Source organism: Acidobacteriota bacterium, assembly GCA_016208495.1.
Classification (GTDB): domain Bacteria; phylum Acidobacteriota; class Blastocatellia; order Chloracidobacteriales; family Chloracidobacteriaceae; genus JACQXX01.
In genome coordinates this window covers 19,491-39,004 of record JACQXX010000069.1, presented here as the reverse complement: position 1 = coordinate 39,004, position 19,514 = coordinate 19,491, and the positions used below count along the sequence as shown (strand labels likewise).

Here is a 19,514-nt window from a genome sequence, read left to right as displayed (position 1 = left end):
TAGAGGTTTTGGAATCATTTTGGGGACTTACTGCTCAGCCGGAAACTCAACCCGGTCATAGAGTTCCGAAAGTTGCAGCCGGCATTCAATCGAAGGCAGCTCCAGTACTGATTCAATGCCGGAAACCAGCGTCGTGGCCCACTCGCGATTGGCTTGTCGGTGCCGATGTTCGACCAGCGGCTGATCCTGGGTAATCAAGACATAATCGGTCAGACTTTCCAGGTTTTCACGATACCGATCAAATTTTTCAGTTCGATCAAAGGTCTCTGTCCCAGGAGACAAAACTTCGAAGATCACTTTTGGATTGAGCAAAATATCCTGGTGGTAATCGTGAAATTCAGGCGAATCACCCACAACAGTGAGGTTCGGGTAAGAAAAAATCCCTGACATCACCTGATTCCCACTCACAAATCTTCCACTTCTCACTTTCATATTTGGTGAAAGGACTTCATGGGGTTTTCTTTTCAGTTGCTGACCAAGTTCAACAATCAAATGAACGGTGATTGTACTGTGCCTGTAGGTAACACTTTCCATCGGAGAAACTTGCCCATCCAGATACTCGTGCCGTTCTTCTGAGGCACGTTCAAATCAAGATATCCGTCAACCGTAAGCAAAGTGTTTGCCGGAAAGTCAGCCATATCAAATGACCATCCACATTCAATTTGAGCCTGTTTTCTATATGGCTGAGAGCCCTATATTTCCCCCAGCCCTCAGCCCGATTGGGTTTACTTCCCATCCTTCGACTTCGCAAAATAGCCTTCCCGGGCCCACAACCGAATATTTGGCCGGCGGCATTCGACCCGCAGGGAGTGATATTTCCCATCGTGCGGGTCGCCAGGTGGAGTGTAGCCGATGCTGTAGCGCTGGTGCAGTTCGTAGGCGATTTCCGTGTAACTGTCCGCCACATAGCTGTCATCCGTCGGGAAGAGCACGCGCCCGCCGGTTCGTTCCGCCAGATTGATCATTGCTTTTTCCGAAGCCTTCATCCGGTCGCGTTGGGCACGGGCTAGCAACCGGTCGGAGCTTGAAACCCCGCTTGAATCCAGCACCCGTTCCAATCCACGAATAATCACCCGCGAACGCGAAATCACATACACGCTCGCTTCAGAACGATTGCCTTCGGTAATGGCCTGATCAAGGTTGGTATTGCGACTACTGGTATCGTCTCCATCAGTCAAAATCACGATACAGCGGCGATTGGTCGGCGAAATCAGCCCGGTGGCAGGAAGTTTCGGATCAGCAATCCGTCGGGGGCGGCTGCTGGGAAGCGTATCGGCTGCCAATCCCATAAAATGATTGGTCACTGACCGAATGCTGTCATAGAGCGCCGTATTTCCGCTGGCGTCCAGTGACCGGAGCGCCGCCGCAATCGTTTTCGGGTCAGTGACTGGAGTCCAGTCACACAACCGTTCCGCCCGGTCTGAAAATGACCAGACTGAAACGCGGTCATCAGGGTTGAGATGGCGGACAAATTCAAAGGCGGCTTCCTGGAGCGCGCTCAGTTCTTCGCGGACGCTCCGGCTGCTATCCATCAGAAGCACCACATCAACCGGCGTTTTATCGAGCCCATAGTAGGTAATTGGAACTTCCGCCTCGTCTTCAAAGAGTCGAAAATCAATATCACGCAAATCTGTCACAATTCGGTTCCGGTTGTCGCGAGTCACCACGGGAATTGAGACCACATGCGTTTCAATCTTAATTTCAGGCTCTTCCTCTTCCTGCTGGGCCACCGCCATCAACGATGCTGGCACCCCCCAACTCAATATACAAAATAACAGCAATCCCCTGGCTATTGTGCGAACTTGGCGAACCTTCATGAAACTCTCCAGAAATTTGGTGACTGGTGACTGGTGACTGGTATTTGGTTTCGAAACCCCCAACCCCTGACCCCCAACCCCTGATTACAGGTGCTTGCGTGGCACGTCAGCGTGACGATTAACAAGTGGAATGACGGGCCACGCAATTGGTGCATTGAGTGTAGATGACAGTGCACGTTCAGAATCACAGATCAGTTGGTCAATTGCCAGCCAGTCAATGTCCAGGGCCACAGTTTCAAGATTCCGTCGGGCTTTGGTCCACATAGTTTGAAGCGAATGTATGCGCCCTTTCAACCGATGAATGTGCGCCCCGCAAAGTTGTATAAGTGCCTGAATACAGAGCTTTTCTGAACCTTCTGGAAGGCGTATCCAGAGCGATTCCCAGGCTTCGTGCGCGGCGTAATATTCACTTGCCTGAAATAAATCAACTCCGGCCACCAGGCCCAGCCGCAAGTGTGGCCAGCTTTCCTTGAGCGTTGACCCGATTGGTGGTGTAAATGGATGATCCCGGCTGGTTTGATAGTCACGCCAGACGGTGCCCAGTGTTTCAGTGTTCGCCTGTTGATTGAGCCATTGAACCACACTTCCAGGCTGATAGGAGATGAAATTTGAGTCTTGCTGGCCGGTGCATTCTATTTCCAATCGTGCCTGGATCCAGTCAGGCAACTGCGCGTGGCACGCCAACCGGGGTTTTAAACCCAATCGTGCCGCGAGTTTCAGCCCATGCCGATCAATGTCGCTCAATTGTTCAACTGACTGAAGCCCAAAAACAGGCATGCCTTGACCCTCAATCAGTGGAAGGGTGTTGAGTCGAAGTTGCTGGCATACATCCAGCCAAGTCAAAATAGATGATGTCATGAAAGTTTCAATTCAGGACTGAAGAAATGGGGCTGAAAAAACCAGGGCTCAGAGTTTGAAGCGAAAGACCCGCAAGCTTGGGGCTGAAAAAAACAGGGCTGAGGGCTTGGGGCAACTGAAGGGATGAGGGATGAAAGATGAGGGATGAAATAAAACCAGTTCTTCAGCCCGACTTCTTCAGCCCGTTTTCTTCAGCCCCCAAATTGTTTGACGTTTCGACAACCAGCGTCTCCGTTGGAGTTGTGTTGATTTCCATCGCGAGAGATTGAGTTATCAATTCGGCTGTTTTAGCTCTGGAAAAAGTCTGGGTTGACGATTTCGCCTCAGACTGTGTAGTTGTGTCTTTTGCCCAATCCAAATCCCACCCGTCTTGCTTTAAGAACTCAATCAACTCGCTGGCACTGGGGCGACGGGTTGGGTCTTTTTCAAGGGTTTGCAGGACGGTGGCCTCGATATCGGGTGTCAGGTACGGGGCTCGATCCCGGATGGCCGGTGGGTGCTCTTGTAAATGAGCGTTGATCAGACTCCACACATTGTCACCTTTGGGCAGAAACGGCGGACTCCCACATAACATTTCATACATGGTCACTCCCAGGCTGTATATATCACAGCGCCCATCATAGGAAAGCCCCGCAAAGCGTTCTGGGGCAATATATTTGGGCGTTCCAACGATTCGCCCGGTCAGTGTGAGATCGGCCTGCTCGTTACCACCTGCTTCCTGCAATTTTGCCATGCCGAAATCCACGACTTTGATGACTTCGCCTTCCGGAGTTTGGGTCAGGAAAATGTTTTCCGGTTTGATATCACGATGGATAATCCCCAATCGGTGAGCCTCGGCCAGGGCCTCGCAGATCTGAATTGAAATCGTGGCGCAGCGTTTGGGTGACAGCCGATGATGTCGGTGAAGTTCTTCCGCCAGCGAGTGTCCTTCAAGGAGTTCCATCACCAGATAGGCAATGCCTTCGTGTGAAATACCGGAATCCAGGACATTGACCGCGTTTGGATGATTCAACCGCGAAGCGGAAATCCCTTCGAGCTTGAAGCGTTCAACCGCTTCGGCGGAATCATTACCCGGCGAAGGTTTAAAAATCTTCACGGCCACTGGTCGGTCAAGCGTCAGGTGGCGGGCTCGAAACACTGCACCAAACCCACCTTTGCCAATTTTTTCATCAAGCCGGTATTTCCCATCAAGGATTGTTCCCGGCAATGCCTCGGCCAGAGCTGAAAAAATCCGGTCTGCCTGTTGTTGCGAAGCAATGAGTTCTTCGATTTTGTGATCCAGTTCACGGTTTTTGTGGTCAACCTGGTCTTTGGCGACCTTGAGTTCGATGTTTTTCCGCTCAGTTTCGTTCTTGGCAAGTTGAAGCTGTTCAACCGTTTGAGCGAGTTCGTTGGTTCGCTCGGTAACTTTGAGTTCAAGTTGTTCGGCACGCCGCCGTATGGTTCGAAATCGCCATTGAACCAGTCCATACAGCCCACCAATACCAACCCCAGCATAGAGCGCAACCGCCCAAATGGTCATCCACCAGGGCGTTTTGACGTGCAGGACCATTGTGACGCCGGTTTCATTCCACACGCCGTCATTGTTGCAGGCTCGAACCTGAAACCGGTATTCACCGGGCGGAACCTTGGTGTAAAACGCGACCCGGCGGGTGCCGACATCAATCCATTTTGGGTCATACCCAACCAGTTGATATTGAAATCGGACTTTGTCTGGCCAGAGTAAACTCAATGCGGTGTAGTGGATCTCAATGTATTTCTTGCCTGGATCCACGGAAAATTTCTTTGCGGTCGGAAGCACTTCGCCATCTGCCACCACCTGTTCAATCACCATCGGCGGCGGAAGCGGGTTGGTCGCGATGTGATCTGGTGAAATGGCAATTGCCCCTGCCGTCGTTGGAAACCAGAGTGAACCATCCTGCATTTTCCAGCCGGCTGGTTGCGAAGCCCCATTGCACTGACTGGCTTGCATTCCATCAGGTTTCCCGTAAACCACACAGGGCAGCACCGCGATAATTTTTCGGTCATAATCGTCAAATGCCTGTCGTGCAATGCGATAGATGCCCTTGTTGGTGCTTATCCAGAAAAATCCCTGTCTATCTTCCAGAATTTGAAAGGCCACATCATCAAACAAGCCATCTCTGGTTGTGTAGCGAGTAAAGTGGCCGTCGTGATACCGATGTAGCCCATCCGAGGTTCCAATCCAGAGATCACCAGTGGCATCCTGATAAAAAGAAAAGACATTGTTTAAGGACAGTGATGGTGGTTCGGCAAAGCTTTCGATTTTTCCATTCGACAGGCGATTGAGTCCATTGATCGTCCCTATCCAGATGGCCCCGCTTCGATCTTCAAAAAGGGCCCGCACACGATTAGACCGCAAACCCTGAGCCATAGTATAGGTCGTAAATATACCATTTCGAAGAACATAGGCCCCATCACCATCAGTTCCGATCCACAGTGCGCCAGCCTGATCCTCCCAAAGTGCATAGACAACTTCGTAACGGAGCCCCTGTTTGTGGGTATAGGCGCGCAGTTTCCCATTTTCCAGGCAGTTCAGGCCACGATCTGTTCCAATCCAGATCTGGCCAGTTCGGCTCGGGAAAACTGATTTCACTTGATTGCTCAGAAGTCCTTCAGTTGTGGTGTAGTGGGTTAGGTTGTCATTCTCCAAACAATTGACACCGCCGCCATCTGTACCGATCCAGATCCGGCCTGCCAGATCCTGACTGATGCTGCGAACATAGTTTCCAGACAAACCTTCAGTCGTCGTCAACGGAGTGAATTTGCCGTTTTGCAGGCGATTCAGCCCGCCGTTGGTGCCAATCCAGAGACTCCCTTCGCGATCTTCAAAAAAGCATCGGACAACATTCTGCGAAAGCCCCTCGGCTTCGGTATAAGCCGAATACGTCCCATTCACGATGCGGCTGACGCCTTTATCATTTGTGCCAACCCAGATATTTTGATCCCGATCCTGATAAATCGCCAAAATAAAAGAACTGGCTAATCCCGGTTGAGGCAGGACAGGTGAAAGCCGTCCATCGGCAAATCGGCAAATGCCACGCTCGGTGGCAATCCACAGGCTGTGATCCTGGGCTTCACAAATCGCGTAAATTGACAGATCAGGTAATCCGTCAGTTGTGGAAAAGGTCTGGAACTGCTTTCCATCAAACAGGTTGATGCCCCCACCCTCGGTTCCGATCCAGAACTTTCCGGTTGAATCCTGAAGGAAAGTCAAAATCAGGTTACTCGACAATCCATCTGCCCTGGTAAAACTTGAGAACTGGTTGTCTTTCCAGGCATTGAGCCCACCATCTGTTCCAATCCAAAGTGTTTCATTCTGATCCTGAAAGAATGCCCGGACAGTGTTGTTGAGCAGTCCTTCCCTGGTGGTGTAGGCCGTAAACGTACCGTCTGCATAACACACGGCACCGCCGCCAATCGTACCGATCCAGAGCCGGTGCTGGTGGTCTTCATAGACTGAGACAATTCGGTTGCTTTGAATCGCTGGGGTGTTTTGTTTGTTGAAGACCACAAACCGCACGCCATCAAACCGGACCAGTCCTTCGTACGTGCCAAACCACAAATACCCATCCTGAGTTTGGGTGATGCACAGGACTGAACCTTGTGGAAGTTCATCGCGCCAGACGTGATGAATGTACTGCGAAACAGCTTTGTGCGGGTCGAGAGCCAGCACCGGCGAGAGCCAAACAGCACTGATCAGCAAGCCAAACAAGATGACCAGACTTCGTACCAGAGATTGGAATGAAATCAGGGTGACATGCGCCATTTGAAAAATGAATCGGGAGATTGTGGTTTGGGCCTGGGGCTGAAAAACCAGGGCCTGGGGCTGAGGGCTTGGGGCTGAAGACTCGCAAGCTCGGGGCTGAAGAAAATGGGTTCAATACCCTGAGCCCCAAGCTCTCAGCCCTGGTTTTTCAGCCCCAGGCCCCAAGCCCTAACTGCCAAAAACCGTTCCCGCTGCCAGTCGCATGCCATTGGTAAAGTCACGGGCTGGAAGTCGTTTACGGCCTTCGGATTGGAGTTCTTCGATGAGTAAGGCCGAGTCACCACTACAGGCAACCGCAAGCTGGTTAGCCGGAGTCAGCCCCAACACTGTTCCCGGTTGTGCCGTGGCTGCACCCTTGTGTGCTCCGGGCGTCGCCTTCCAGATGACGGTGCGCGTTCCGTTGAGCAACGTATAAACACCTGGCCAGGGCTGAAAGCCGCGTAGCCGGCACGAAATGGTTTCAGCCGGAAGTGACCAGTCAATCAAGCCGTCTTCGCGGTTTAAAATTGGAGCAAACGTTGCCTGGCTGTGTTCCTGTGGAATGCGAGGCAGTGTGCCTTCGGCATGTTTGTGGAGTGCTTCGGCCAGAGATTGCGCTCCGATCTCAGCCAGTCGCTCGCCAAGCGTCACCGTCGTGTCTTCGCGAGCAATCCAGCATTCGGTCTGGAGCAAAATATCACCGGTGTCGAGACCCGCATCCATTTGCATCACGGTCACGCCGGTCAATGGTTCGTTATTGGCAATTGCCCAGTTGACGGGTGCCGCGCCGCGATATTTCGGAAGCAGCGAGAAATGGACATTCCAGCAGCCAAGTCGCGGTGTATCAAGCAGATGCTGGGGGAGAATGCGTCCATAGGCGACGACCACCGCCAGATCGGCGTCAAGGCTTTTGAAGTGTTCGTGCATTTCCGGAGTCTTGATTTTGGTCGGTTGAAAGACGGGCAGGTTGTGTTCCAGCGCCAGTTCTTTGACCGGAGGCGCGGTGATTTTGTTTCCGCGTCCGGCTGGACGATCAGGTTGCGTAAAAACGCCGACGATTTCGTGTTTGTCGGCCAACAGTTGATCAAGGCACGGCAGGGCAATCGCTGGCGTGCCCATAAAGATAATTCGCATAATTGTAAATGAAGGGCGCTTCGGACCGCGCCCTTGAAGTTTAAATGGTGGATTGTGGAGGTTGATGAGGTGGCTGTTTTCTGATGCTCCACGGACTTCAGTTGCTGACGCTCCTTCCGCCCGTGGCTTTAATTCTGTCGCCCAGTGCCTGGGCTTGAGTAGCTTTTTTCGCTATTTCGCTATTTCACTGCTTCACTCTTTGGCACTCATTGCTTTTTGCGAAGGGTATCAACCGGAGCGGCTTTCATTTCGGGACGGCATCCGGCACCTTCGGGGCAGACCACAAAGGCACCAACCCAGAATTCTTCGCCCTGGAGCGTCGCAAACCCAATGCTGCCATAAGGAAAGGTGTTGTCACGATCCTGGAAGAGACTGACCGAATATTCATCCGGGCTTTCATTGGGCGTAACCAGATGACTGATTTTGTTGCCTTCGACCAGGATGCGGAAGTGATGCCATTTCTTTTCGGCCACCGGCACCGGGATAAAATCAGTTTGGACTGGCGTTCCGGGAATGCCATCGCGGCAGACAAAGGTTTTGAGCACGGCGGTCGGACCGGAAAGTTCAAGCGTGAACAGGTAGTAATCTTTCTTTGTGTCTTTAGCGTGAATCACCCACGAAGCGCGTCCACCTTTGACGAGTTGGAGATCAAACGCCACTTCGCAATTGCGGAAACCGACTTCCTTTGGCATTCCGATAGTTTGCGCGCCGCGCACTTTTAAGAGTTGCGTTTCAGCTTTCCAATCCGCCGGAGCATCCCATTTGTTCAAATCGGTGAAAAGATCGGCAAATTCAATGATGGCTTCAAGTTTGGCCGGGAGTTTGGAATCCACATCAGTCCGGAGTTCAACATCGGTTTCAAAGGTTCGGTACCGATCTGCTTCAATCCGGATGCGGTGCGGTTCATCTGGTGAAAGCTTGTCAATTGTCAGTGTTCCTTCACCTGAAGCTTCACCACAAAAGATATCATCGGCATAAACGCTGGCTTTAGGAAGTGTCTCGATGATGAGAACAGCTTTAAGTGGCTCAACTTGCTCAACTTTTTGGATGCGGGCGTCTACTTTGTAAAGCTTTGCGGGAACAATGGTGCGCGTCCCTTGCACGATTTTGACTTGACGCTCGCCAGTTGGCGAAATTTTGAGCCGGAGTTCTTTTCCTTGCAGTTCAATGTTGGCTGGATCAAGTGGTTTTCCATCCACCTCAACCGTGTATTTGGCATTTGGTTTCAAACTGACATTTGACAGGGTCAAGTAGCCAAAATTAGGAATCAACTCAACTGGAATGATTTCTGAACGGCCCGGAGCAATCACGACATCTTTCAAGAATGGTTCATAGTCCGCCGCACGCACTTCAAGCTTGTATGTCCCTTTATTCAGCGATTTAAGAGAAAATTTTCCATCTTTGCTGACTGACCCGCGTGATTTAGTATTCAATAAAATCTCGGCTGCCGGAGTATTGCAAATGAGTGAAAGTGAGCCAGTTGTTGGTGGTTTGTAAGTTGGTGTAACTTTTTTCTTTTCACTTAAAATGACTAGATCTTTTTGAGCAAAAGCTACAGAACTTGAGATCAAAGAGTATACAAAAATACCAATGATGAGAACGGCTTGCAGGAATTTTTGTGAAGTTTTGGAAAACAAAATAGTCATGTTCAACTCATAGGAAGATTTCATTACTTATTTGACGCATCTGAAGCCAGTCTCAACCCAACATAGGGACGTATGTCAGTCGGAAGAAGCCAAACGCGACTTGTCGTTCGTGTTCCTGGCTTTTCAGAGCTGAACGCTCCTCCTCTAAAGATTTTGCACTGAGCATCAGTAGGTTTAGGTTTGTATGAACTACCTGGATATACCACAAATTGTGAACTGGTCCATTCAGCGACATTTCCTGCCATAGCAAAAATTCCAAATGGGCTGACATCATCTTTGATTTTCGGTGAGCTTGAGCTAATTTCTAATGGGCTAGTTTTTTCCAGGTCTTTATTACTATTTGTGCGGTCAGCGTTCCATTGATTTCCCCAGGGGTAAAAACGTCCTTCTGTGCCACGAGCGGCAAATTCCCACTCTTCTTCAGTTGGTAGGCGGAATGGAACACCATCCTTTTTGGCGCGCCATTCACAATAAGCTGCTGCATCATTCCAGGAAACATTGACGACTGGGTACTTGTCCTCCCCAGGGCCAAATTTTCCATTTTTCCAACCATCTGGAGCTTTGTGTCCAGTCGCCTTGATGAACTCATGGTACTCTGCGTTGGAAACTTCATATTTGGAGAGGTAAAAAGGTTTGACCATTACTTCGTGGGCTGGGATCTCGTCTGAGGAGATTGGATTATTATCTTTGTCAAAATCAGCCTGGTTAGAGCCCATCTTGAACGTCCCGCCTGGAATCAGCACAAATTCCTTCAACGGGCTATTTTCCGCTGCCTTTTTGGCTTCTTCTTCTTTGCGGAGGCGGTCGGCTTCGGCCTGGAGGCGCTTTTCTTCCTGGACTTTCTGGTTCCAGATCACGCCGCCGACACCGACACCGCCAATCACGAGGAAAGCGATCACGGCATAGACCAGCCACGGTTTTTTCTGGGCATCCGTCGGGCCTTCGGAACCAAAGGCTTTGGTCGGCCCGCCCATTTTGCTCAACGGAAGCGTGCCGCCGGCGGTCTTATTGCCTTTACTCTCCGACGTTTCCATCTTGGAGTAATCCACTGGGGCCGAGCCTGCCAGCAACTCCATATGCACCGTAGATTGCAGATTGGCCGCCTGCACCAGCGCCTGGGCAAAGTCTTTGACCGACGCATAGCGGTCCTTCGGTGCTTTGGCCATTGCTTTGTAGATCACATCTGAAACGGCTTCGGGAATATGCGGCGCAACCTCGGAAAGCTTTGGAATCGGAGAATTGATCTGTTTGAGCGCGACGCTGAATGGATTATCGGCGTCATAGGGCACCTGACCCGAAAGCATTTCAAACACCACCACGGCCAGCGAATACAAATCTGACCGGCCATCCACGCCCTGGCCCTGACACTGTTCGGGCGACATATAGCGCGGCGTGCCGATCATCATGCCTTCGCGGGTCAGGTCGCTCCCGGCATGCGTGGCGGTGGCGTGAACCTTGGCGATTCCAAAGTCCAGCACCTTGATCGTCTCCATGTCCTCCTGGAGTTGGTAGAAGATATTGTCTGGCTTTAAGTCGCGGTGAGTGATGCCCTTACGGTGCATATACTCCAGCACGTAGCACACCTTCTCGGCAAAATGGACCGTTTCGGCCAGTGGAATCCGGCCACGTCGAAAGATTCGTTCCCGGAGCGATTCACCTTCCAGGAATTCCATCACGATGTAGCAAATCCCATCTTCAACGCCGGTATCAATCACCTGGACGGCGTTGGGGTGCGAGACTTTTGCCGTGGCCTGGGCTTCGCGCTGAAACCGGGCGATGGCTTCGGCGTCTTCATTCATATTGCCGATCAGGAACTTGATGGCTACCATCTTGTCCAGACCTTCGTGATGTGCCTGATAGACCTTGCCCATCCCGCCCGCGCCGAGCAGCTTGATAATTCGGTATCGTTTCTGGAAATAATCGCCAATTGACAGGCCGTCTTTGGATTGAACTGCCCTGGTTGCTGATCCAACCGGCGTGGTCGGGGTACTACCGCCAGCCACCGTGGCATTGATGGTCTCGGCATTGCTGATGACGCCGGACCCACCCATCAGTGTCGAATCAAACCGTTCACCGGTCAGGCTTGACCCGGTGGCAATCGTTTCATCAAGCGAGCCAGGACCAGCCTGAACCGATCCCGTTGCAATCGTGACATCCGCCGGCATCGGATTGGGTTTATTCACCGTGCCAGTGGTAATGGTTGCCATCACAGTTGGGGCATTGTGGTCGGCTTGATGAAAAGCTGCTGTCTGGTCAATGTTGGGCCGGGTTGGTTTACCGGATGAAACATATTGGGTGACATCGGCATTCTCAGCCGCTGTCGTTGGGTTCAGCGGGGCAGACCCCATCTGGACAGTTTCATCAGCCCCCACGGGTGGCTTTTTCGGATCTGACGGTTGTGACATAAGACGTTTCTCCAAACACTGACCGACACTTCACGCTTTTGACGGCAAAAAGGTCGGCGGATTGGTGCTGGCAGCAAAGTAAGGAAATGAATCGAACAACGATTTCGGGAAGATCAATGAATGAAGCTCAAAAGTATAGTGCCGGCACCCTGAAAAACCAAGCTCAAAACCTGCAGGCACTTTTTCGAATTATGAATTATGAATTATGAATTATGAAGAAGCTAAATAGTTATTCTTCAACAAGATCGATATCAGGCGAATAGAATCACGCACCCATGATAGTACCAGCTTCATTTGAGGTTCGAGACCAGCGGACGCGTATCCTGGTTTTGACCAGCTCCTTTCCAAGTCGTGAATTTCCCTCAACCTGTCGGTTTGTGGCGGAATGGGTAACCAGCCTGAGCCAGTTTGCTGATGTGACGGTTCTGGCCCCACCTGGGGCTGCCCTGCCCGATGATTTGTCGGCTTCGGGTGTGCAACTGCACTGTTTTGCACATTTACCGGAAAACTGGAAGCCACGGTTACGGGCCGATACTGATTTGCGTCGGATGCTGGAAACCAAACCGGCGGCCTGGGTTGAGTTCCTCCCGTTTCATCGTGAATTTTATCATCAGGCGCTCTGTCTGGCCGCACAAACTGATGTCGTTTGTTCACACTGGTTGGTTCCCAGCGCAGTGATTGGCCATGCTGTTTCCCGAAAACGCAACCTGCCCCACGTGATGATTGAACATTCCGGTGGGTTGCGGTTGCTCAATCAGGTTCCCGGTGGGGTATCTCTTTTGAAGCGGATGATTGACCGGTCAGCAAGCTGCATTACAGTCAGTCAAGAACTCAAAACCAGACTGGTGGAGCGCCTCCCCCAGGGAGCGGAAAAAATTATTGTACTCCCAATGGGAGTGGCAGATGACGCGCTGACCGCCCGTGAATGGTCGAAAGCGGAACTTCGGGCGGCTCTGGGTTTGCCCGACTCAAAGCTGGTTTTGTTCTTTTTAGGGAGACACGTTGAAATTAAAGGACTTCCAGTCGTTCTAAAAGCTCTGGAACATCAACCTGATGTGCATTTGATTGTGGCTGGTGATGGTCCGTGTCGAACTCAATGGGAACACGAAGCCCTCAGGCGAGGTGTTGCAGCTACGTTTCTTGGAGAAGTCAGTGGTGCGGAAAAATGGCGCTGGCTGGCAGCAGCGGATGTGATGGTTCTGCCGTCACTTGAATTCAAAGGCGGGCGAACCGAAGGCACGCCGGTGGTGTGCCTTGAAGCGTTAACCGTCGGAACACCCGTGATGGCTGCCGCCGTCGGAGGCATTCCCGAACATATTCAAACTGGAATAAATGGCTGGCTGCTTCCGGCTGGCGATGTTGCCGCCTGGCGAGCGCAAATCAACCGGTTGGCGACTGACCGAGCCCATCTGGAGAACGTCAGTCGTGTGACCAGAAGTCAGCCAGCACCTCACGTCTGGTCACACCGTGGAAAAGAATTTGCGGAAATGATTGGGATACCATTTCGCAATGGAACACCTGTATCGTAAAACAGCTAAGTAATTCAACCAAATGAGCTTAGTGAACTACTGACTACTGACTACTGACTACTGGCTGGTATTATTTTGGTGATACCGTAAACGAAGGTACGCTCCCGCCACCGGCTGAAACATTGATGACGGCGTCGGTTGAAGTTCGGGTAACGGCCCCACAGGTCACGCCGCCCAGATAAAACGGGTTGACGTTAAATTTCATTTCACGGAATTCAAACCCGTCTCCGACACGCACGGGAAATGGTTCAACCGGAGTTGCCACCCGTTCTTGCACCACCCATCGTGTTTGGCTGATGGCGGCTTGAACGGCGGATTCCCAGACGCTTTGCTCGACTTCGGTGCCGACATAGACATCCTTCCCGCCATAGGAATCAGCCGGTTTGAGGACAAATTGCTCGCGATTGGCGGCGATAAACTCTCCGAGTTCAATCTCCTGACCATGAAAATCGGTTTTGGTGGCTGACACGTGGCGCGTCCAGGGCAGGTAGCGATCCAGGGCAAGGCGTTCGTCGGCTGATAAATGTCCCAGATGCGACGGATCAGTCAAAAACTCCATAAAGGCTTTATTTTCACTGATTCGACAGCGAAAGGTGTTGATAAAGCAGGCGGCGTGGGTACGGTAGGCATCAACGAAATCACGGCATTCGTCAAATTTTTCAAGCAATTCACTCGTCACGACCCGGCGATACACCAGATCAATCCGGAAATCCTGGTGATAGAGCTTTCCGTCGCGCATTTCCACCGCTCGCGGATCACAAATGATCGTCCGATAGCCTGACTGTTCAAAAAATGCCTGCAAAATCTGAAAATCAGCCGATGTGCGGACGTCCTGCCAGTCCACAATCGCAATTTGGGGATGTTCGGAGCCGCCCCAGACTTTGTAGGTATCAAGCAGCGCTTTGAGCAACTGTGGCCGGGCGTCTTCAGCCGCAACGCGATAGCGGGTCTGGAATTCCTCCATAATCGGCAATTCGAGAAAACTTTGAGCCATCAGCGCCGAATAGCCAATTCCAGCCGGGGCGTCATTGTTAAATTCAAGGAATTTGATGTCGTCGTCACCAGCGCCAAGAAACGCATCCAGCCGCGACCAGATCACGCGTTCGCGGTACCCCGGCTCAACCCGGAGCAGAATCCGCTCATTTTCACTTACAAACAGAGCGTCATAGAGCTTTTCGGCATCACCGCCAAACAAACCAAGCTCGGCTTTGAGCGAAGCTTCAAGCACGGTATGCGCTGCATTTTCAAGATTTTGCCGCACAACTGATGACATCATATGTGGGCGCAGGTGAAACGGTGAGGGCTTTCCGGCAAAGGTAATGTTGCGCTCGATGAATTTTTGCTCAAGCAGATCACATTGCCTGAGCGCTGATTGTGGATCGTCTTGAATGAGCTGGTGATAGTAATTGATAGCTGTCAGCATAAGTTTGATTCCAAAAGATTTAAGGAGAGAGTTCGTCGGCTTCGAAATAAATTTCCGTTCGGATGGCCAGTTGTCCGGCGAGTGCAGCCTTACCGGTCTGAAGCCGGATTGGGCCGCGAAACCCTTCAGCGAGTTTGCTCGCCGCCACGTCAGATCGGTCAGCAATGGAAAGAATTGGGCATTGGCGTAAGTCAGCTTCTGAAATTTTTGGCGTGAGTGATTGAACCGCCAGTATCTGGTCAAAGTCAGGAGGTTTGGAAATGAAATGGGCCAGGAACTGTTCGCTGGTATTTCCAAAAAGCAGGTATTGCAACTGGTTGGGTCTGACCGCTTGCGGATCAAACTTCCGAAAATGGACCACGCGCGAGACCTGAACCGTGAGGTCTTTCAAAATCGGTTCGCCGCCGCGCTCAAAGTGTCCACGATAGAGTGTGCCTTGAAACTTTGTCCGATGGGGTACATCTGAAACTGGTCCCGCCAATGTCGGGAGCACAAATTTCTCAGGTTCCAGCGTGTAGAGTCGAGTTTTGGTTTGCTTGCGGTCTTTCTGGTAAATCTGGATGGCGTTTCGGCTCGGGTGATGGAACGTAGCCTGGAGAATGACCTGATAATCGTGGGGTGAATTGTACGTGGCGGTTTTAAAGAGCGGCAGGTGTGAAAGGAAAATGGACTTTTCACCCATGACCACCATGCCATGCACTGCCGGGTGGTCGCCTGAATGCTGGTGTTGCGCACCAGACGCCGTGTGATTCCTGTCAGGCAGACCCAATCCAAGTGCTGCCAGAACGCCGGTTTGAAGGAAAATTCGGCGAGGGATTTTCATGGATTTTTGATGGGGTCGAAGATGGGTAGAGAACACCCCAGGGTTTGAACCATTAAGCTGGTGCCTGGTTCATATGGTTTTACTCACCAGTGTTTTTCGGCTCTGAGCTGGATTCTTTGAGTAATTTTTCCAAATATGCCTGAATTTCCTGGATGGTTAATCCTTTGAGTCGCTCCTCAGGGGCAACATGTTTCAAAAGGGCCTCAGGAGGAATGTATTTTAAAAGTTCCTCAGACGGTACACCCTCAAGTCGTTCCTCCAGAGTCAACTCACTGAGTAAGTCTGCACGGGCATCTTTCTTAAATTCTTCAAGCGTGTATGGCATGGGAAATCCCTCCGCTCGGTAAAACTTCAACAATTGATTTAGAATGGTACTTGCTTCGTTGTGTTTCTGGTACACATCGGTAGCGGCGGCCTGAACTCGTTTTGGAACGCCACTAAACAATTCCCACAGCCAATTGTGTTTCTGATCTCCAATCTCACTTAAACACAATCAACCGAATTTGGGTGGCTCCCCATTTTACCTCATAAACCCCTTTTAAAACCTGAGTGAATTTGGTTTCCAGGCTCAGTTTTTGGGGGAATCGAGTACTGATTCCAAAAAGTCGAAACATTTCTTTCGGAAGTAAGTCTTCCAGTGCGGGACTCACTTGCTTCCGATAGTTTACATAATAAGCGATCAATTCTTCTACAGTCCAATCATCAAACGGTTCTCGGAACGACTTGTAACTAATCAGGTTATGTTCAGCTAGATTGTCGAACCCATCAGGGAGTGGACGGTCCCAAACCTCAGTCGTTCGACGTAAAATAACCACATCCAGGAGTTGCTTCTTGAGTGATAAATCTTTTTCAAGTTCAACGACATAGGGTGAACCACGAAAGAAATCAGCCAGAGCGATACCAAAGAGCCGATGCCAGTTAATCATTGAAGAATTCTCTCCTTCAGGATGTGGTTCCCCCAGATTTTTCACTTGAAAAAGCATCAAGCAAGCGATGCATCAACGTCACGCTGGTTTCAAAGTGATGACCAGCCGTCACGATTGCTTCTTGGGTCTGAACAAACGGGCCATCCGTCAGGTCATCAGCCTCGTGGTCAAGCATCTGGGTTACGCTGTCAATGGTTGATTCCAGATGAAACTGGAGGCCCAGCACAGTGCGGCCAAAACTGAATGCCTGATGCCGACAGGCTTCGCTCTGTGCCAGATGAACCGCCCCCGGAGGGAGTTCAAATGTGTCGCCATGCCAGTGAAATGCGGAAAAAGTGGCTGGAAATCCAGCCAGAACTGGTGACCGGCTGCCTTCAATCGTCAGTGAAACCGGAAACCAGCCGATTTCTTTATGGATATTGGGATGAACCCTGGCTCCGAGCACACTGGCGATCAATTGCGAACCAAGACAGATGCCGAGCACAAGTTTTTTGGCCTGGATGGCCTGGGCAATCAATTGCTTTTCGGCGGAGAGCCAGGGAAAGAGGTGTTCGTCATCCACGTTCATCGGGCCACCCAGCACACCCAGCACATCAAGCTCGGAAACATCAGGAAGTGAGGTGTTCTGATACAGGTGCGTGATTGAAACTTCGTGGCCCCGAGCCTGTGCCCAGTCAGCGATGCTGGCCAGATCTTCAAATGGAACGTGTTGCAACGAATGGATTTTCATAATCCCAGGTTGATATTTTTCTCAGCCAGGTCGCCAATCGTCGGCAGTTTGGTCATTTCGCCGCCATAGGCTTTGATCATCAGGTAAATGGTGGCGCCAAGTTGCACGGCCAGCAACAGGAGGCTCAATGGAATGGATGCAATGGCGGCAATGACGTTGACCACTGGGATCATTCCTAAAATCGTGAACAAAATCGAGAATCCAATCCCAAGTACAAAGAAAACCGCATGGAGAAAGAGAGATTGGACGGCATGAAATCGAACAAAGCGATTGTTTTTCTCAGTGAAGATAAACGCCAGTGAGGCAATCAAGCCGATGCAGCAAGGAGCATACGCCAGCAATCCCGCAACGCGGGGATCAAGACCGAAAGGACCTGGACCGCTCTGGTTGGACTGTTGCGGTGGTTGATACGGGTATTGTGATTGTTGCTGTTGCTGCTGATAAGGGTCATAAGGTGGGTAGTTCGACATTCGGGCAGAATCCTCCGTTTGGAAAGGGGTTAACCGTGTGAATATCCTTATACCAGTTTGTCGTCCGTAGTTAGGAGTCCGTAGTTCGCTAAGTTTATTTGATCGAATTACTTGACTGTCTTCTAATACGGGCATTCCATTGCAAAATGGTATTATTCAAAAACGAGTTTAAAAGAGAGTGTCAACAAACGTGTGAGGAGAAGTGATATTGAACTATTCCTGGATTGCAAAACATTTGTCAAATCCATAGACGACTTGAGTTTCGAAAAGCATCCTGTGGTACTCTGTGGACAACTGATTCAATCACTTTACTTTACCATTTACAATCTGGAGCTTTCTCAATGAAATTTCTGTCTCATTCAGCCAAACTTTTTTTCATCGCGGCGCTTGCCTTTTTCCTTCCAACTGTTTTCCTGACCATGCCGAGCGCCACCGATTCGGTGCAGGCTGCCCAGGCCAAAGCGGCACCGGCTTTTTCTCTGGACAATATCAATGGCGGCAAAGTTTCGCTCGCCAGCTATCGTGGCAAGGTGGTGGTGCTCAATTTCTGGGCAACCTGGTGTCGTCCCTGTATCGCTGAATTACCCGATTTCAATGCTATCAGCAGCGAGTTGGGGCCCAAAGGCGTGCAGGTGGTTGGTCTTTCGATTGACGGCGGTCCAGATGTCGTCAAGACATTTCTCCAAAAGAACCCATTGAACTACGTGGTGGTCATGAGCACTGGCAAAGTTTCATCAAGCTATGGCGTGACTGGTTCCATTCCTCAAACCTTTATCATTGACCGCAAAGGCAAACTCCGGAAGTCATACACCACACGCATCAACAAGCAGCAAGTGGTGGCTGACATCAATGCGTTGCTGGCAGAGAAATAAGACCATTTAGAGTTCCGGGTTCCGGGTTCCAGGTTCCGGGTTTTCGAAATCCTGGTTTTGCCCTTTTCGTCTTTTTTGGCCCTTTTGTCTTTTCCCTGAACCCTGAACCCTAATCTTCCCCAACGGGCACGTCACTCAGGTGGCGTGCCCGTTGTGTTTTTCCCAGGGAAGTTTATCTGGAAATAGATCTGGTCCGGCATAGTTCAGGAGTGAAGCTACTTCTGGGCAGCTTGCTGCGTAGCCGTGCTGGCGGTGAAACGGATTTCGGTGGTGACGTTTGGCGGCCAGCACCGGGCCTGTGCCAAATGGATCCTGGGAAAAAGGAATCAGTCCGTTTTGGTGTTCGCCGATCATGGCTGCTTCCAGGTTTGGTGGATTGTTGACACCAAGATATTCAAATTGCTCAAATGGAAACCGAATTGTCTGACGGTGGAGGTCAAATCGCTCTTGTTTGAACTTCCAACTGATGAGCGAAATCCGCTCTGGATAAGTGCCGGCATATTCGCGGAAGCGACAGATGCCAAAGAGAAGGTTTTCAAAAGAATCTCGTGAAAACTCTTCGGTTGTGGCTCGATCTCTGACCTCGGGCTTTTCCCACCAGCCACATTGCTCAGCCAGCGACCAGTAACTCTGGGCTTCGCTCAGGGGGCCGGCTTGCCGGCGTGTCTGACCACCAGCAAAGACCAGCAGCGAGTTCGGACTTTGCGCCGCCAGGGAAATGCCAGATTTAATATGTTCAAGATAAAAAACTGGCTCGCCAAACTGGAATGTCTGCAAGCACCAGCTTTGATCAAGCATGGCTTCATCCTGAGTTCGGCCCAGATAAACCGCATGACAGGCAATCAGAATCAGGTGAGTGATGGACATTGGGGGTTCAGGGTTCAGGGTTCAGGGTTCAGGGTTCAGGGTTCAGGGTTCAGGGTTCAGGGTTCAGGGTTAAGGGTTCAGGGTTCAGGGTTCAGGGTTCAGGGTTTTCGAAAAGAGGTTTTCGCCGCGTAGTGGAGGTTGAATTGAGGCAGGTCGTTTACGGCTTGCTGCTTGTTGATTTTCAAAGAAAAAAAATCCTCCGTTCACGTGGAACGGAGGATACTTTGAGGTTAAAGGGGAGAACAAAC

16 protein-coding genes are annotated in these 19,514 nt (G+C 51.0%); 2 read left to right on the top strand and 14 right to left on the bottom strand.

The window, feature by feature from the left end:
• Positions 1–27: 27 nt before the first annotated feature.
• The 7 genes from HY774_12705 to HY774_12675 form a co-directional block, all read right to left on the bottom strand.
• A complete protein-coding gene (locus tag HY774_12705) occupies positions 28–534 on the bottom strand; it encodes a Uma2 family endonuclease (protein MBI4749344.1) in 507 nt (168 codons plus the stop codon).
• 191 nt (positions 535–725) lie between these two features.
• Complete coding sequence (locus HY774_12700) at positions 726–1,751, bottom strand: VWA domain-containing protein (protein MBI4749343.1); 1,026 nt, start codon at positions 1,749–1,751, stop codon at positions 726–728.
• 150 nt (positions 1,752–1,901) lie between these two features.
• The gene (locus tag HY774_12695) at positions 1,902–2,675 is read right to left on the bottom strand and encodes a DUF309 domain-containing protein (protein ID MBI4749342.1); all 774 of its coding nucleotides are present in this window, start codon (positions 2,673–2,675) and stop codon (positions 1,902–1,904) included.
• A 163-nt stretch (positions 2,676–2,838) separates the two neighbouring features.
• Entirely contained in the window at positions 2,839–6,462 is a 3,624-nt protein-coding gene (locus HY774_12690; GenBank protein MBI4749341.1) for a protein kinase, read from the bottom strand.
• 168 nt (positions 6,463–6,630) lie between these two features.
• The gene (locus HY774_12685) at positions 6,631–7,575 is read right to left on the bottom strand and encodes a methionyl-tRNA formyltransferase (protein MBI4749340.1); all 945 of its coding nucleotides are present in this window, start codon (positions 7,573–7,575) and stop codon (positions 6,631–6,633) included.
• 206 nt (positions 7,576–7,781) lie between these two features.
• A complete protein-coding gene (locus HY774_12680; GenBank protein ID MBI4749339.1) occupies positions 7,782–9,221 on the bottom strand; it encodes a carboxypeptidase regulatory-like domain-containing protein in 1,440 nt (479 codons plus the stop codon).
• 23 nt (positions 9,222–9,244) lie between these two features.
• Positions 9,245–11,626: an SUMF1/EgtB/PvdO family nonheme iron enzyme gene (locus tag HY774_12675; protein MBI4749338.1), complete on the bottom strand. Its 2,382-nt coding sequence runs from the start codon at positions 11,624–11,626 to the stop codon at positions 9,245–9,247.
• A 275-nt stretch (positions 11,627–11,901) separates the two neighbouring features.
• Between HY774_12675 and HY774_12670 the strand changes: the two genes are divergently transcribed.
• Positions 11,902–13,155: a glycosyltransferase family 4 protein gene (locus tag HY774_12670; protein ID MBI4749337.1), complete on the top strand. Its 1,254-nt coding sequence runs from the start codon at positions 11,902–11,904 to the stop codon at positions 13,153–13,155.
• A 70-nt stretch (positions 13,156–13,225) separates the two neighbouring features.
• Here HY774_12670 and HY774_12665 read toward each other — a convergent pair whose 3' ends face one another.
• From HY774_12665 to HY774_12640, 6 genes are all read right to left on the bottom strand, one after another.
• Positions 13,226–14,578 (bottom strand): glutathionylspermidine synthase family protein, encoded by a 1,353-nt coding sequence (locus HY774_12665; protein ID MBI4749336.1) that lies wholly within the window; start codon positions 14,576–14,578, stop codon positions 13,226–13,228.
• 19 nt (positions 14,579–14,597) lie between these two features.
• Complete coding sequence (locus HY774_12660; protein ID MBI4749335.1) at positions 14,598–15,401, bottom strand: hypothetical protein; 804 nt, start codon at positions 15,399–15,401, stop codon at positions 14,598–14,600.
• Positions 15,402–15,480: 79 nt separating this feature from the next.
• On the bottom strand, positions 15,481–15,726 hold the full coding sequence (locus HY774_12655) for a hypothetical protein (GenBank protein ID MBI4749334.1): 246 nt from the start codon (positions 15,724–15,726) through the stop codon (positions 15,481–15,483).
• 154 nt (positions 15,727–15,880) lie between these two features.
• Positions 15,881–16,327, bottom strand: coding sequence for a hypothetical protein (locus HY774_12650; GenBank protein ID MBI4749333.1), 447 nt, complete (start codon positions 16,325–16,327; stop codon positions 15,881–15,883).
• Positions 16,328–16,343: 16 nt separating this feature from the next.
• A complete protein-coding gene (locus HY774_12645) occupies positions 16,344–17,057 on the bottom strand; it encodes a gamma-glutamyl-gamma-aminobutyrate hydrolase family protein (GenBank protein ID MBI4749332.1) in 714 nt (237 codons plus the stop codon).
• Entirely contained in the window at positions 17,054–17,527 is a 474-nt protein-coding gene (locus HY774_12640) for a DUF4870 domain-containing protein (GenBank protein ID MBI4749331.1), read from the bottom strand. Before HY774_12640 ends, HY774_12645 begins: the two co-directional genes overlap by 4 nt.
• 341 nt (positions 17,528–17,868) lie before the next feature.
• On the opposite strand from HY774_12640, the gene HY774_12635 reads away from it, so the two are divergent.
• Entirely contained in the window at positions 17,869–18,399 is a 531-nt protein-coding gene (locus HY774_12635; GenBank protein MBI4749330.1) for a TlpA family protein disulfide reductase, read from the top strand.
• Between the two features lie 135 nt (positions 18,400–18,534).
• Here the strand turns inward: HY774_12635 and HY774_12630 are convergent, their stop codons facing one another.
• A complete protein-coding gene (locus HY774_12630) occupies positions 18,535–19,266 on the bottom strand; it encodes a hypothetical protein (protein MBI4749329.1) in 732 nt (243 codons plus the stop codon).
• Positions 19,267–19,514: the final 248 nt, after the last annotated feature.

Coding starts and splice junctions, on each gene's coding strand:
- HY774_12645 (MBI4749332.1), bottom strand. CDS start 17,057: ATGAAAATCCATTCGTTGCAACACGTTCCATTTGAAGATCTGGCCAGC.
- HY774_12665 (MBI4749336.1), bottom strand. CDS start 14,578: ATGCTGACAGCTATCAATTACTATCACCAGCTCATTCAAGACGATCCA.
- HY774_12640 (MBI4749331.1), bottom strand. CDS start 17,527: ATGTCGAACTACCCACCTTATGACCCTTATCAGCAGCAACAGCAACAA.
- HY774_12675 (MBI4749338.1), bottom strand. CDS start 11,626: ATGTCACAACCGTCAGATCCGAAAAAGCCACCCGTGGGGGCTGATGAA.
- HY774_12695 (MBI4749342.1), bottom strand. CDS start 2,675: ATGACATCATCTATTTTGACTTGGCTGGATGTATGCCAGCAACTTCGA.
- HY774_12655 (MBI4749334.1), bottom strand. CDS start 15,726: ATGCCATACACGCTTGAAGAATTTAAGAAAGATGCCCGTGCAGACTTA.
- HY774_12685 (MBI4749340.1), bottom strand. CDS start 7,575: ATGCGAATTATCTTTATGGGCACGCCAGCGATTGCCCTGCCGTGCCTT.
- HY774_12680 (MBI4749339.1), bottom strand. CDS start 9,221: ATGACTATTTTGTTTTCCAAAACTTCACAAAAATTCCTGCAAGCCGTT.
- HY774_12650 (MBI4749333.1), bottom strand. CDS start 16,327: ATGATTAACTGGCATCGGCTCTTTGGTATCGCTCTGGCTGATTTCTTT.
- HY774_12670 (MBI4749337.1), top strand. CDS start 11,902: ATGATAGTACCAGCTTCATTTGAGGTTCGAGACCAGCGGACGCGTATC.
- HY774_12660 (MBI4749335.1), bottom strand. CDS start 15,401: ATGAAAATCCCTCGCCGAATTTTCCTTCAAACCGGCGTTCTGGCAGCA.
- HY774_12630 (MBI4749329.1), bottom strand. CDS start 19,266: ATGTCCATCACTCACCTGATTCTGATTGCCTGTCATGCGGTTTATCTG.
- HY774_12635 (MBI4749330.1), top strand. CDS start 17,869: ATGAAATTTCTGTCTCATTCAGCCAAACTTTTTTTCATCGCGGCGCTT.
- HY774_12705 (MBI4749344.1), bottom strand. CDS start 534: ATGGAAAGTGTTACCTACAGGCACAGTACAATCACCGTTCATTTGATT.
- HY774_12690 (MBI4749341.1), bottom strand. CDS start 6,462: ATGGCGCATGTCACCCTGATTTCATTCCAATCTCTGGTACGAAGTCTG.